Here is a 13993-nt window from a genome sequence, read left to right as displayed (position 1 = left end):
CCGCCCCTCTCATGGAACGAGGTACGCCGTCCATGCGCCGCCGTACACCCCTCATCCTCTGCACGCTGGCATTGGCCGCGGCCACCGTCCTGCCCGCACACGCCGCCGGGGCCGCGGACCCGCCGGTGGCGCTGCCGGGCATGCCCGAGCGGCTGGCTCCCGACCAGAAGTGCACGTCGTTCGCCGGCCGTCCGCTCGCGGACGCGCCGTGGACACGGCGCGCGCTGGGGCTCGACCAGGTGTGGCAGCTGTCGCAAGGGCAGGGCGTGACGGTCGCCGTGGTCTCGACCGGAGTCAGCGGGGTGACGTCCGTGCTCAAGGGGCGGGTACGGGCGCTGGGAGACGCCCACGGCGACTGCGTGGGCAGAGGGTCCTTCCTCGCGGGCATCGCGGCCGGGGCCACCGCGCCGGGGCAGGGCTTCTCGGGCGTCGCGCCCCGCGCGGAGATCCTGGCCGTGCGGGGCACGGGCACCCGGGGTGAGGCGGATCCCGTCCGCATGGCCGACGGGATCCGGGAAGCGGCGCAGGGCGGCGCGGACGTCATCGCCGTCGGCGCGCCCCTCGACGGCGCCGATCCGCGGGTACGGTCGGCAATGGCCGCCGCCACACGGGCGGACGCGCTCGTCGTCGTACCGGCGGCTGCCGACAGCACGCCCACGGCCGACGGCGGGGCGGCTCCGCCCGCTCCCGCACCGCCGCAGCAGGCCCTGGCTGTCGTGGCCAGCGGTCCCGACGGCGGCCTCGCCGACCATGCGCCCCGGTTCACCCGGGCCGACCTGACCGCCCCCGGCACCGCGCTGGTCGGCCCTGGGCCGCACGGCGACGGCAAGTGGACCGGCTCGGGTGCCTCGCTGGCGGCGGCGGTCACGGCGGGAACGGCTGCGCTGGTGCGTGCGTACCACCCTCAACTCGACGCGCAGCAGGTACGGGAGCGGTTGCTGAGGACGACGTACCCCGGTGACCTGCCCGCCCTGGATCCGTACGGGGCGGTCGCGGGCACCGCTCCGGAGCCCTTGCAGGCGCCGGAGGCGCAGGCGACGGGGGCCGGCGCGATACGCCTGCGGGAGGCCGACGACACCGGCGGCGCCCGGACCATGGCGCTGCTCGTCACGGGCGGATCGCTGGGGACGGTGGTCGTGGTGGCGTTCCTGGCGGCGGTCGTGCCGCGCGGGCGGCGGCGGGGCTGGCGCACCGGGCGGATCGGGGACCACGGGCCGGGCGGGGCCTGAGCCCGTCGGCGCGGAGTGGGGAAGGCGGGGTGCGAGTCCCCGCCCCACCGGCCCGGAGCAGGACGGGCGGGCGTGAATCCCACCGGCCCGGCGCAGGACGGGCGGACCTGAACCCCGCCGGCCTTGCGCAGGACGAGGGCTGCTTCGGTCCGGGCCGACTCGGCGCGGGCTCGGCCAGACCGCTCGGCGCCGAGGCGGTACCGTCCCAGCCCTCGGCCGAAGCGGCGCCGGCGGGGCCCGGCCGACGCCGAGCCTTCGGGCCGGCCGGACTCGGTCTCCCCGTCCGGGTCTAGTCCGTCTCCGTCTCCGTCTGCGTGGGCAGGGCGAGTTGCACCAGCGCGGCCTTGCGCCGGGCGATCCGCAGGGCACGGCCGGGCGGCAGGATGCGCGGGCGGACGCCGTCGAAGACGAAGCCTTCGGAGGTCGGGCAGGACATGAGCAGACCGGCCGCGTTGACCTCCTGGAGCTTCCGGGTGAGCGGGTCCTGACGGGATGCGCCGGTCGCCGCCCGGGCCAGTACCAGGTGGAGGCCGATCTCGTAGCCGAGCGGCAGGTGCGGGATCAGCGGGTCGAAGGGCCCGTCGAACGGCGAGCCGACCATCTCGTAGTCGTCGACCAGGACGAACAGCCGCGGTCCCGTCCACCAGTCCGCGCGGCGCATCCGGGCCGGCGAGATCTCCTCGGACGGTGTGCGGGCGACCATGGCGCGGGTGACACCTTCGACGAGCTCGCGCAGGGGGTTGACGGCGACGGCGTGTCCGAGGCGGTACTCCGCGGGCACGGCCTCCACCAGCTCGCGCCGGTAGTCGACGACCAGGATGCGCGCCTCTTCAGGGGTGTGGTGCGCGACGATCTGCTCGGCGAGCAGGCGCAGGGCGCTGGTCTTGCCGCTCTCGGTGTCGCCGACGATCAGCAGGTGCGGGCTCTGCGTGAAGTCGTGGACGACGGGCGCGAGCGCCGCTTCGTCGACACCGACGGGCAGGCGCAACGGAGTTTCGGCGGGGCTGAGTTCCCGGACTCCGAAGCAGGTGGGCAGCATGCGTACCGGGGGCGCGGCCGGCGCGTCCCAGTGCTCGGCGATCCGCTCGACGAGCGCGGTCAGCGCTTCGCTGAGGTCCTCGACGTCCTCGCACCCGTCGATCCGCGGCAGGGCCGTGAGGAAGTGCAGCTTGTCGGGGCTCAGGCCGCGCCCGGGCCGCACGGGCACGGTGGCGGCCTTCCGGGTGTCGACCGCCGAGTCCATGGGGTCGCCCATGCGCAGTTCGAGACGGTTGCCGACCTGGTCGCGCAGGGCGTTGGACAGCTCCAGCCAGCGGGCGGTGCTGACCATCAGGTGGACGCCGTAGTTGAGGCCACGGGTGGCCAGGCCGTTGACGACGGCGATGTCGTCGAACATGTCGCTGCGCACCGTCGACCAGCCGTCCACGACCAGGAACACGTCCCCGAAGGGCTCGTCGGGGTACTGTCCGGCCGCGCGCCGCTTGCGGTACGTGGCCATGGAGTCGATGCCCTCCTCCTGGAAGAAGACCTCGCGACGGTCGAGCAGAGTCGTGACCTCGGCCAGGGTGCGGGAGATCTTCTCGGCGTCCAGGCGGCCGGCGACCCCGCCGACGTGCGGCAGGCCGGCCAGGCCGAGGAGGGCGCCACCGCCGAAGTCCAGACAGTAGAACTGGACCTCGCGCGGAGTGTGGGTGAGGGCGAGCGCGGTGATGAGGGTGCGCAGGACGGTCGACTTGCCGCTCTGCGGGCCGCCGGCGACGGCGAAGTGCCCGCCCGCGCCGGAGAAGTCGACCGTGAGCGGCTCGCGTACCTGCTCGAAGGGTTTGTCGACGATACCCACCGGCACCCGCAGGCGGCCCCGGTCGGGCGAGCCGGCCGTGGTCAGACCGAGGCGGGGGTCGGCCTCCAGCGGTGGCAGGAGGGCGTCCAGCGTGGGTGCCGACTCCAGCGGTGGCAGCCACACCTGGTGCGCCGGCGGCCCGCTGTCCTGGAGGCTGTCGAGGGCGAGGGCGAGGAGGGTCTCGTCGCCGTCGGGCTCGGGCGCGACCGGGTCGGGCGCGGCGGGCAGGGTGCGGGGAACGACCCAGGTGGTGGCCCAGGGCACCACCTGGCGGGCGATCCGGGCCTGCTGGGCGCTTCGGCGCTTGACCTTGTAGGTGCCGGACACGTACGCGGCACGGAACCGGGTCAGCGCCTCGACCCCGCTCTTGAGGTAGCCGCTGCCGGGCGTGGGAGGCAGGTGGTAGGCGTCGGGCACGCCGAGGACGCCGCGTGACTCCATCGCGGAGAAGGTGCGCAGCCCGATGCGGTACGACAGGTGGGACTCCAGCTGGTGCATGCGGCCCTCCTCCAGCCGCTGGGAGGCGAGCAGCAGATGGACGCCGAGGGAGCGGCCGAGGCGGCCGATCATCACGAACAGGTCCATGAAGTCCCGGTGCGCGGCCAGGAGTTCGGAGAACTCGTCGACGACGACGAACAGCGACGGCAGCGGGTCCAGCGGGGTCCCGGCCGCGCGGGCCTTCTCGTACTCGAGGACCGAGGAGTAGTTCCCGGCGCGGCGCAGCAGCTCCTGACGTCTGATCAGCTCGCCGTGCAGGGCGTCCTGCATGCGCGCGACGAGCGGGATCTCGTCGGCGAGGTTGGTGATGACGGCGGAGGTGTGCGGCAGCCCGTCCATGCCGAGGAAGGTGGCGCCGCCCTTGAAGTCGACGAGAACGAAGTTGAGGGTCTCGGAGGAGTGGGTGAGGGCGAGACCGAGGACGAGGGTGCGCAGGAGTTCGGACTTGCCCGAGCCGGTGGCTCCGATGAGCATGCCGTGTGGGCCCATGCCGCCCTGCGCGGACTCCTTGATGTCCAGTTCGACGGGCAGACCGTCCTCGCCGACGGCGATGGGCACCCGAAGTCGCTCCCGGCTCTCCAGCGGACGGCCGAAGAGCTTGGCCGGGACATGTCGGCGCAGGTCGGATATGCCCAGCAGAGACGTCAGTTCGGTGTCGGCGGCGAAGGGCTCCGCGGCGACCGCGCCGCCGCCCAGACGGTACGGGGAGAGCCGTGTCGCCAGCGAGCGTGCGGCGAGCGGGCCCAGTGTGTCCGGGCGACCGAGGAGTTGGGACTGCTCCTGACGGTCGCGGTCGGTGCGTACCAGGTGGAGTCCTTCTTCGCCGAGCCGCAGGCGCAGCGTGCCGCGCGCGGGCTTCCAGGCGAAGTTCCCGGAGAGGTCGAGCACGACGGTGTTGCGGTAGCCGGGCCCGGAGAGCCGGTGTCCGCCGGGGACGGCGCCGCCGTCCACCACGATGACCGTGAACGGCTCGTCACGGCTCGGTGCGGTGTCCGGGTCGAACGGCGGCCGTTCGGTGAAGTCGGCGCCGAGCAGCTCCTCCAGCTCGGCGAGGCCGGCCGCGACGGTGCGGGCCGCTCCCGCGCCGTCACGCTGGTAGCTGTGCTGGACGTGCGGCAGCCACTTGGCCCACTCCCAGTCGGCGCGCCGCTCGTCGGACAGGCAGAGCGCCACGGTCAGCTCCTCGGGGGCGTGGAACGTGGCGAGCTGCGCCACGAGCGCGCGCACCATCGCGCGGCCGCGCTCCTCATCACCCTGGACGAGCACCTTCGACCAGGCGCGCAGGTACAGCGCGATCGGCTGCTCGGGCAGCGTGCCGTACGCCCGGATGAAGCTGCGCAGAGCGTGCGCGGACAGCGGTTCGAGGTCCTCGACGGGCTTGGTGGACAGCGGGGCGAGGCGGGTGCCGAGCTTCTGGTCGCCCACCGCGACGCGCACCTCCGCGAAGTCCTCGTCGGAGCAACGGCGTTCCCATTGCCGGCTGGTGCCCACCAGCGCCCACAGGGCGGAGGGTCCGGGGTGGCGCCAGGCGAGCGCCTTCTGCTGCTCGGCCACGGTGCGCCGGATCCTGCGCCGGGTCTGCGCCAGGTAGCGCAGGTAGTCGCGGCGCTCTCCCTTGAGCTTGCGTTTGCGCTCCCCCGCGCTGCGCATGAACTGTCCGACGATCATCACCACGGACGACAGCAGCATCATGCCGATGGCGAAGTAGCTGAAGGCGGTGACCTGTCCGGGTCTGATGAACATCATCAGCATCGCGAGGGAGGTGAGGCCCATCGGCAGGTACATCCACACGGCCGAGGAGTTCGGTTCGGCCTCGGGCAGGGTGGGCGGCTCCTGGAGACTCAGCTCGCCGTCCGGCATGTCGGGGCCGCGCCGGCGGGCGGGGCGGCGGAACAGGACAGTGCTCAACCGGAATCTCCTCGGTCGCTCGCGCGTGGGATCCGCGCGCGGGGCGCGCGCGGAACGGCGCGCACGGGAAGCAGGGGCGGGTTGGCCGCTGCGCCGGTGGGCGCAGGGGTGGCCGCTGCGCCGGAGGGCGCACAGGTCATACGTACCAGAGCTCGCTAAAGCGCCGACGGCAGTCCGACGTTAGCCACGCCTGCTCTACTTCGGCCTCCCGACCCCGGCAAAGAGGTGCTGGCCCCTGCCATGACTGACACATCGACCTCCGGCCTGTGCCGGCTCACGGTCCACACCCCCCGACGGCTCGTCGAGCTCGCCGTGCCCGCGGACGTACCGGTCGCCGACCTGCTCCCCATCCTCCTCGACCACGCCGGCGAAGGCCTCGCGGAGGAGGGCATCGAGCACGACGGCTGGGTCCTGCAGCGACTGGGCGGCCATCCGCTGGACGACGAGTCCACGCTGGAGGCGCTCGCGCTGCGGGACGGCGAGACGCTGCATCTGCGGCCCCGCTCGCAGACGCTGCCGCCGCTGCACTTCGACGACCTGGTCGACGCGGTCGCCTCCACGATGCGCGAACGCCCGCACGGCTGGGCCGAGCGCACGAGCCGCCGGTTGCTGCGCACCGTCGCCGTCGTCCTGCTGGCCGCCGGTCTGGTGGTGCTGGCCCTGCCCGGTGGCGCGGCGCCGCTCCGGGCGGCGGTGGCCGCGGCCACCGCGGTGCTCGTGCTGTTCGCGGCCGCCTCGGCCAGCCGCGCTGTCGGCGACGCCGCCGCCGGTGCGGCGCTCGGCGCCCTCGCACCGCCCTATCTGGCCCTGGCGGGTGCTCTGCTGCCGGTGGGAGAGCCGAGCCCGCAGGTGATCGGGGCGCGCCTGCTCGCCGGTTCGGCGGCCGCCGCCGGGGGCGCGGTCCTCGCGGTGGTCGCGGTCGCCGCCTTCGTACCCCTGCTGGTCGGCTGCGCCGTCGTCGCGCTCATGGGCGTCGTCTGGGGCTGCCTGATGCTGCTCCTGGACGTGCCGGCCGCGCACGCGGCGAGCATCGTCGCGGTGGTGGCGGTGGCGTTCGGCGGTCTGGTCCCCGGCATGGCGTTCCGGCTGTCCGGCCTCAAGCTCCCTGCCCTGCCCACCAACGCCGAGCAGTTGCAGGAGGGCATCGAGCCCCACCCGAACCAGCAGGTCGTGGACCGCACGGCGCTCGCCGAGGAGTGGATGACGGCCCTGTACGCGGCGACCGGCCTGGTGTGCGCGGCAGTCGTGACCGGGCTGGTCGTCGACCGTCCGACGACGGCCTCGCTGATGGCCGCGGCCGTGCTCAGCCTCCTGTTGCTGCTGCACGCACGGGGCGTCGGCCACGCGTGGCAGCGCCCGGCGCTGCTCCTGCCGGGCCTCTACGGGCTGGTGCTGCTGTCCGTGCGGCTGGGGATCGGGCTCGCCGTGGAGCAGCGTCCTGGGCTCGTCGCCGTGCTGCTCGCGCTCGCCGCGTCGGCGGCGATCGCCTCCTGGACGGTGCCGGGCCGGCGCGTGCTGCCGCACTGGGGCAGGGCGGCCGACATCCTGCACACGCTGTGCGCCGTCGCGCTGATCCCGCTGTCCCTGTGGGTGCTCGGGCTGTACGCGACGCTTCGCGGCGTCGGCGGATAGGGGCGGGGCATGCAGTCGAAGCGAGACCAGGTCCAGGCCCACATGTTCCTGATGGGGCGGTTGACCAGTGGCATGCTGCGTGGCGATCCGGACGCGCCCGAGTCGCCCGTGGGGCGCACCAACCGCGGTCTGGTGTGGGGGATCGCCCTGGGTGTCGTGCTGGTCGTCGGGTTCCTGCTGTTCGGGATGATCTCCCCGTCCGGTACGAAGACGTGGCGCCAGGAGTCGGCTCTGATCGTCCAGAAGGACACTGGAACCCGCTATCTGTACCTGGACGGGACCCTGCGCCCCATCCGCAACTACGCCTCGGCGAGGCTGATCGCCGCCGACCGGCTCAAGCCGGTCCAGGTGTCCGCCGCCTCGCTCGCGGGCGAACGCCACGGCCCCCCGGTCGGCATTCCCGGCGCGCCCGACGCTCTGCCGTCCGCCTCCGGCCTGGAGCAGGGTGCCTGGCAGGTGTGCGCGAGCGAGCCGGTGCGCACCGGTGCCGACGGCTCCGGGCGTCGCCCTGTGACGTCCCTGCGCCTGGGTCTGGAGTCGCAGGGCCGGTCGCCCGCGGTCGACCGGGGCGTGCTGGTCCAGGCGCCGGACGGCCGGCGGTACCTGCTGTGGGGCGACCGCCGGCTGCGTCTGGGTGAGCACGGCGCGGCGCAGTCGCTCGGGTACGCGGACGCGACGCCGCTGCCCGTGTCCGCCGCGTTCCTGGACAGCGTCCCGGCGGGTCCCGATCTGACGCCCCCCGAGGTGTCCGGGCGCGGCGCCCCCGGGCCCGCGATCGGCCCCGGCCCGAGCCGCACCGGTCAGGTCTACGCCCTGACGTCGCCGGGCGCGGCAACCCAGCACTACGTGCTCGAAAGCACCGGTCTGCGCCCGCTGAGCGAACTCGCCGCGGCTCTGGTCCTGGGGGACGACCGTACGGCGAAGCTGGCCTACCCCGGCGCCACGCCGACCGTGCTTCCGCTGGCGGCGTCGGAGTTGACGCGCCACCAGTCGGCGCGGGCCGACAGGGATCCGGCGAACTGGCCGCCCCGGGTGCCGACCGTACGCGCTCCGGGACCGGGCACGTCGGTGTGCGCGCGGATCCAGCCCGAGGGCACGCAGCCCAGGGTGGGCATCGCCCTCATGCCGACCGGACCGGCCCTCCCGGCGCCGCCGGAGGGCCCGGACTTCGCACCGGCGTGCCTGGTGGTGGACGGGCTGTCGGTGCGGCCGGGCGGCGGCGCGCTCGTCCAAGTGCTCGGGGCCGGCGGGTCGTCGATCGGCACCACCACGTATCTGGTGACGGACGTGGGTGTGAAGTACCGCCTGCCGGACGCCACTTCGATGCAGCGGCTGGGGCTGAAGGGCGGTCGCGCCCAGGCCGTGCCGTCGCGGCTGCTCGACATGCTGCCGACGGGTCCCCCGCTGGACGCGCGGGTGGCGCGGGGTGAGGTGGCGGCGCGGCACGACCCGTCGACGTGTCGCTGAGGGCTCGCCCCCGGGACGACCGCGCGAGGTGTGGCCTTCGTCACGGCACCGTCGCGCGGGGTCGTGCCCGGCGGGGCCGACAGCGCTTCGTTAGCCGGGCGTTAGGCCGACCGTCGAGACTCGATGACCTCACGTCGAGGGCGCGCGCCGGTGAGCGCCGCGCGCGTCCTCTCTCCCTTTCGTCTCCGCAGGAAGGACCTCGGTCATGGCCACCCCGCCCGGGAACGTCCAGAGTTCGTCCCAGTCCGAGAACCAGAAGGGCAACACCGCCCTCACCCAGGCCAGGTCGCAGATCCTGCAGTCGCAGGACCACGTGAAGACCACGATGGGTTCGCTGACGCGGACCTACGGCGGTGCGGACGGCCAGGCCTACCGGCAGTTGCTCTCCGACTGGAGCGGCCAGGTGGACGTCATCGTCCGCAACATCGACCAGATGATCCAGAAGCTCCAGGAGACGAGCGCGCACCAGACCACCGTGCAGACGAACACCGGCGACCAGATCAGGAACGCGGGGCTCAACAACAACGCGTTCAACCAGCTGATGGGCTGATCGGCGTCCCCGCCGTCCCCGTTTCCTCGCCCATTCCACCGAAGGAGGACCGATGTCCACTCCCCCCGGCTACGACCACAGCAACAAGACCGACGGCCAGATCTACGTCGAGTACAAGTCCGTCGACCAGGCCGCCGACGACATGCGCCTGCAGACGGAGCGCATCAAGAAGTTGGTGACCGCGCTCAACGAGGAGCTGATGGGCCTGTTCGGCGCCTGGCAGGGCGCGGACGCGGCGGCGTACACCTCGATCCAGACCCAGTGGAACGGCGCGGCGAACGCGTTGGGCACGATCCTGCAGAGCCACAGCGCGACCCTGAACGACATCACGGACCAGTACCGCCGGCACGAGGCGCAGACGAAGGACAACTGGGAGGGCGTGCGGATCGGCCGGTGAGCGGTACCAGCACTCCCCCGCCCGACCGCTCCCGGATGATTGCGAGAGACCGTGGCCGACGACCCCGGATCGAAGCCCCCCACTGGTGACACCAAGCTCACGCGCCTCGACGTGCAGACGCTGCGCCGATTCATCGACCACGACGTCGCCTCCTTTGTCCTGTGGCTGGGGGCTCTGCAGGAGGCGGGCGGACGCTACGTCAAGAACGGGGAGGGCTACGACCTGGACTTCTCGGGTGTGCCCTCCATGAGCGGTCTGTCCGCCCAGCTCGAGAGTCCCACGCTGTACAACAGCAAGGTGACGCTGCTCCTCGGGAAGCTCACCGCTCCGGGCAAGGACGACGGGCCGATGTCGGCCCACGACTTCCTCGCCTTCGTGAAGGGCGCGGCGTCCGAGCTCGCCGTCGTCGTGGACGACCAGAAGGACTTCTTCGAGGACGTGAAGAGGAACCTCGAGAGCGTGCTCACCACCATGACCGGCGCCCAGCACAAGAACCTGGACGAGATCGACAGTCAGAAGTTCCTCGATCTCTTCCGGGACGTGGAAGCGGATCTCACCCAGTCCCGCAAGACCTGACGCCCGCCTCCGGGGCGCGCACCCGCCCGGCCCCACCCCACCGACGAAGGAGTCGCTCGCTCCATGGCCGAAGCCCCCAAGAACGGAAACGTCTCCACCCAGCCGGACTGGGAAGCCATCATCAAGCAGTTCACGGGCTTCGACGGAGGAACCCGGGCCCAGGTGGCAGCCATCGGAGGGGCCGACACCAAGCAGGGGGACGGCAGCGAGTGGATGCGCATCAAGATCGAGGACGGGCAGAACTACCGGGCCACCACACCGACGATCGAGGACGGTGACGTCGACGGGCGGGTGATCAAGCTCTACGCGGGTGGGGAGACGATCGGCGCGAGCGTCGCCGTGTACACGGTGACGCTGAGCGTGCCCTGGTCCGGGCCGGACGGTTCGCACTGGCACAACCACGGAGTCGCGGGCGCCTTCGACTGGGGATACCGGGAGGCCCTGGACCATCTGCTCACGACGTACACGACCGACGGATTCGGCGGAGGATACGACCCTCCGAGGGTGGTGGCGTTCGCGGACGCGCCCGATCTCCGCACGCTCCCGCCCATAGCCATGGCCTTCGACCGCGTCAGCCAGTTCTTCCGGGACCACAGCCCCAAGCTGGAGCGGTGGGTGAAGGACCTCGGTGGGGAGGACGCCGCCTACCGCGGGTCGGGGGCGGACGTCTTCCGTGACCTCATCGGCGGGACGAGCACCGGTTACAAGGACTTCCTGAGCCTTTTCGCGCTTCCCGCACCCCGGTCGGGAAGGTCTTCGCAGATCGACCCGGGCTTTCGCGCCGACTCCGTGGTGGCAGACCGCGTCATGGAGGCCGAGGAGACCTTCCTGTCCACGGCGAAGCGGTTGAAGGAGATCCACGAGGGGTGGATCGCCACCAACCTGTGGCTGGGGACAGCGCTCCTGGACAAGCACATCGACGCCGCGGCGACCTGGCTGAACGAGAACAACATCGCGAAGATGCGGCAGTCGAAGTACGAGGTGTCCCAGGTCGGGGAGGGCTTCAGTACCAAGCATCCGCTGTACGGAGACCTCGCCCAGGAAGCCGGCTGGAAGGGCGTGTCCAGGCAGGCGTGCGCCGAGTGGATCGCCACGATCAGGACCCATCTCGACGAACCCGCCAGAGTCGTGGTCATCGACTTCAACAGCAAGATGCGCGGCTTCGAGCGGCGCACCCCGTTCGCTTTCAAGGCGGGCATCACGAGCCTCAAGGAAGCCAACGCCGCCGACAAGGCGAAGGCGGACGCCGACAAGGCGAAGGCCGACGCGGAGAAGGAGAAGGCGGACGCCGAGAAGGAGCTGGAGAAGTACAAGCAGGGCGGCGACGTTCCCCCGCTGGGTCCGAACCCCACCGGGGGCGGCCTCGGCGACGGCAAGGGCGGACCGGGCCTCGGCGACGGCAAGGGCGGTCCCGGCCTCGGCGACGGGAAGGGAGGACCTCCTCCCGTCACGATCCCGCCGCTCGGGCCCAACCCCACCGGCGGCAACGGCTCCGGTGGACTCACCGGCTCGGGCCCCGGCAGCGTCGTCCGCAACCCCGACGGCTCGACCACCGTCACGAACCCGGACGGCCGGCAGACCACGTACCCGCCCGGCGTGATCCCCCCGCCGCTCCCTCCGAACGGCATCGGCGGCGGCCTCACCCCCGGCGGCTCACCCACCGTCGTCAAGACCACGAAGGGACCCGACGGGTCCACCACCTCGTACAACAGCGACGGGTCCCGCACGACCACCCACAAGGACGGGACGACCACCACGGTCCGTCCCGACGGGACCACGGAGACGAGCAACCCCGACGGTTCCAGGACCGTCCTCAACAAGGACGGCAGCCAGACGACCACCTACCAGGACGGCACGAAGACCACGGTCAAGCCCGACGGCACGACCACCACCCGCTACACCGACGGCACCGTCACCGTGCACGCGCCCGACGGCAAGCTCACCACCACCGACGCCGAGGGCCGCAGCACCACCAGTCACCCGCAGCCCGGCCAGACCGTGCGCAACCCCGACGGCTCCAGCACGGTCTACGGCACGGACGGCGCCAGCACGACGACGTACCCCAACGGTACGAAGACCACCGTCACCGCCAACGGCACCGTGACCACCCTCGACCCGGACGGCACCAAGACCGTCTCGCACCTCGGCAAGGGCACGTCCACGATCCAGTACGCGGACGGATCCGTGGCCCAGGTGGAGCGCGACGGCACCGTTTCGACCACGTACAAGGACGGCAGCACCACCAAGCTGGGCCCGGACGGCACCTACACCAAGGTGGACGCGAGCGGGCACAGGACGACCGAGCACCTGAACGTGACGGGCGGCGGGGGCGGACCGCAGACCACGCACCACGCCGACGGGTCGACGACGACGAAGTATCCGGACGGCACGGTCGACAAGCGGCTCAAGGACGGCGGCCACCAGATCACGTACCCGGACGGGCGCACGGTGACCACCGACGCGTACGGGCGCACCACCGGCGGCAGTGGCGCGCTGCCGCCCAACAAGTCCGGTTCCCTCACCCCCGATTACAGCTACTACGACTTCCCGGACCGCAAGCGGGGCGGCGACTCGTTCCTCACCGGCAACAACACGGGCGCGGGCGGTGCGGGTGCCGGTGGCCGGATGCCGCCCCTTCCGCTGAACCAGGTGGGCGGGCCCGGCTTCGGCGCCGGCGCCACGGGGAACCCCGGCGTCGCCCCGGGCAACGAGCGTCGTTCCCTCGCCATGACCGAGGTGTCGGCGGCTCGTACGAGGGCCCTCACGCCCGTCGAGGCCTCGGTGACGACGCGGCAGCCCAACACCATGTCCAGCGGAATGCCGATGATGCCGTTCATGGGGAGCGGCATGGGCGGCGCGGGCGGCGGCACGGGCGGCAGCACCCAGAGCGACGAGCGCGAACGTTCGACCTGGGTGAGCGAGGACGAGGAGACCTGGGGCACGGACGGTGCGGGCGTGTCCGGCGCCATCGGCCGCTGAGTCGTCCCCCCCGGCACCACGCACGACCACCACGATCACGACCACCACATTCGGCCACACACGATCACGTACGAGGACGGCAGGACACAGGGCATGGGCATGGGCATGGAAGAGCGACTCGCCGAGGCGCTGGCCGAGTTCGAGGAGACACGCGCCAAGCTGGCCGACGCGGCGGCGGCGGCCTCGCGCGTCTCCGCGACGGTGACGGCGAAGGACCGCTCGGTGGCGGTGACCATGGGCCCGCAGGGCGAGCTGACGCAGATCCGGTTCCCCACGAACGCCTACCGCAGCATGCCGCCGGCCCAGCTCGCCGCCGCCCTGATGGCCACGATCGGCCTGGCCCGCAAGCAGGCCGCGGAGCAACTCGCGGAGATCTACCGGCCGTTCGGCCCGATACCGGTCCTGTCGCCGGACGCTCCGGACGGCGTCACGGAGATGGACTGGGAGGCGATGTTCGCCTCGGCCCGTGAGGAAGGCATCCCCACGCCACCGGCCAAGGCACCGCCCCGGGGCTCGTCGGGCGCGCTCCTCGACGAACTCCTGGAGGACGAGGACGCGTCGGCCGCCGCCGTACGACAGGCGGACGATCGACGGTGAGTGACGACAGCCTCGACGTCGACCCGGACAGCCTGGACAAGAGCGGCCAGAACATGGGTGACGTGGCCGACAAGATCAAACTGATCCGTGACGAGTACCTGGACAAGCTCACGTCGTACCACGGGTGCTGGGGCGACGGGGAGTTCGGGGAGGCGTTCGCGAAGAAGTACGTGCCCGCCGAGAAGGACCTCAAGACGGGCGTGACCGGACTGGCCGACGGCCTGTCGGGGAGCGGCCAGAGCCAGCAGGACGCCGGCAAGAAGTTCCGGGGGCTGTCGGACGACATCGACACCCATCTTCGGCACGGAAGGTAGAACCGC

10 protein-coding genes are annotated in these 13993 nt (G+C 72.3%); 9 read left to right on the top strand and 1 reads right to left on the bottom strand.

What is annotated here, in order from left to right; all coding sequences use genetic code 11:
• Positions 1 to 32: 32 nt before the first annotated feature.
• Entirely contained in the window at positions 33 to 1229 is a 1197-nt protein-coding gene (locus tag ACF09C_RS30090) for a S8 family serine peptidase (RefSeq protein WP_392096019.1), read from the top strand.
• 289 nt (positions 1230 to 1518) lie between these two features.
• Here the strand turns inward: ACF09C_RS30090 and eccCa are convergent, their stop codons facing one another.
• On the bottom strand, positions 1519 to 5475 hold the full coding sequence (gene eccCa, locus ACF09C_RS30085; RefSeq protein ID WP_392096017.1) for a type VII secretion protein EccCa: 3957 nt from the start codon (positions 5473 to 5475) through the stop codon (positions 1519 to 1521).
• A 240-nt stretch (positions 5476 to 5715) separates the two neighbouring features.
• Between eccCa and eccD the strand changes: the two genes are divergently transcribed.
• From eccD to ACF09C_RS30045, 8 genes are all read left to right on the top strand, one after another.
• A complete protein-coding gene (gene eccD / locus ACF09C_RS30080; RefSeq protein WP_392096015.1) occupies positions 5716 to 7107 on the top strand; it encodes a type VII secretion integral membrane protein EccD in 1392 nt (463 codons plus the stop codon).
• 9 nt (positions 7108 to 7116) lie between these two features.
• Positions 7117 to 8574 (top strand): type VII secretion protein EccB, encoded by a 1458-nt coding sequence (gene eccB, locus ACF09C_RS30075; RefSeq protein WP_392096013.1) that lies wholly within the window; start codon positions 7117 to 7119, stop codon positions 8572 to 8574.
• Between the two features lie 205 nt (positions 8575 to 8779).
• Positions 8780 to 9124: a hypothetical protein gene (locus ACF09C_RS30070; protein WP_362413367.1), complete on the top strand. Its 345-nt coding sequence runs from the start codon at positions 8780 to 8782 to the stop codon at positions 9122 to 9124.
• Positions 9125 to 9176: 52 nt separating this feature from the next.
• Positions 9177 to 9521, top strand: a complete 345-nt coding sequence (locus tag ACF09C_RS30065) for a WXG100 family type VII secretion target (protein ID WP_362413369.1) — start codon at positions 9177 to 9179, stop codon at positions 9519 to 9521.
• A 51-nt stretch (positions 9522 to 9572) separates the two neighbouring features.
• Positions 9573 to 10097 (top strand): type VII secretion system-associated protein, encoded by a 525-nt coding sequence (locus tag ACF09C_RS30060; protein ID WP_392096011.1) that lies wholly within the window; start codon positions 9573 to 9575, stop codon positions 10095 to 10097.
• Positions 10098 to 10160: 63 nt separating this feature from the next.
• A complete protein-coding gene (locus ACF09C_RS30055) occupies positions 10161 to 13076 on the top strand; it encodes an AAWKG family protein (protein ID WP_392096009.1) in 2916 nt (971 codons plus the stop codon).
• A gap of 93 nt (positions 13077 to 13169) precedes the next feature.
• Positions 13170 to 13673, top strand: coding sequence for a YbaB/EbfC family nucleoid-associated protein (locus ACF09C_RS30050; RefSeq protein ID WP_392096007.1), 504 nt, complete (start codon positions 13170 to 13172; stop codon positions 13671 to 13673).
• Positions 13670 to 13987, top strand: a complete 318-nt coding sequence (locus tag ACF09C_RS30045; protein ID WP_392096006.1) for a WXG100 family type VII secretion target — start codon at positions 13670 to 13672, stop codon at positions 13985 to 13987. Before ACF09C_RS30050 ends, ACF09C_RS30045 begins: the two co-directional genes overlap by 4 nt.
• The last annotated feature ends 6 nt before the right edge of the window (positions 13988 to 13993 follow it).

Origin of the sequence: Streptomyces sp. NPDC014870, assembly GCF_043081505.1 — a bacterium.
Taxonomy (GTDB): domain Bacteria; phylum Actinomycetota; class Actinomycetes; order Streptomycetales; family Streptomycetaceae; genus Streptomyces.
The sequence above is the reverse complement of the archived record's forward strand: the minus strand, read 5'-3'. Positions and strand labels throughout refer to the sequence as shown.

Bases quoted from the DNA above. Each gene is read 5' to 3' on its own strand.
- ACF09C_RS30090 (WP_392096019.1), top strand. From the start codon at position 33: ATGCGCCGCCGTACACCCCTCATCCTCTGCACGCTGGCATTGGCCGCG.
- eccD (WP_392096015.1), top strand. From the start codon at position 5,716: ATGACTGACACATCGACCTCCGGCCTGTGCCGGCTCACGGTCCACACC.
- eccB (WP_392096013.1), top strand. From the start codon at position 7,117: ATGCAGTCGAAGCGAGACCAGGTCCAGGCCCACATGTTCCTGATGGGG.
- ACF09C_RS30070 (WP_362413367.1), top strand. From the start codon at position 8,780: ATGGCCACCCCGCCCGGGAACGTCCAGAGTTCGTCCCAGTCCGAGAAC.
- ACF09C_RS30065 (WP_362413369.1), top strand. From the start codon at position 9,177: ATGTCCACTCCCCCCGGCTACGACCACAGCAACAAGACCGACGGCCAG.
- ACF09C_RS30055 (WP_392096009.1), top strand. From the start codon at position 10,161: ATGGCCGAAGCCCCCAAGAACGGAAACGTCTCCACCCAGCCGGACTGG.
- ACF09C_RS30050 (WP_392096007.1), top strand. From the start codon at position 13,170: ATGGGCATGGGCATGGAAGAGCGACTCGCCGAGGCGCTGGCCGAGTTC.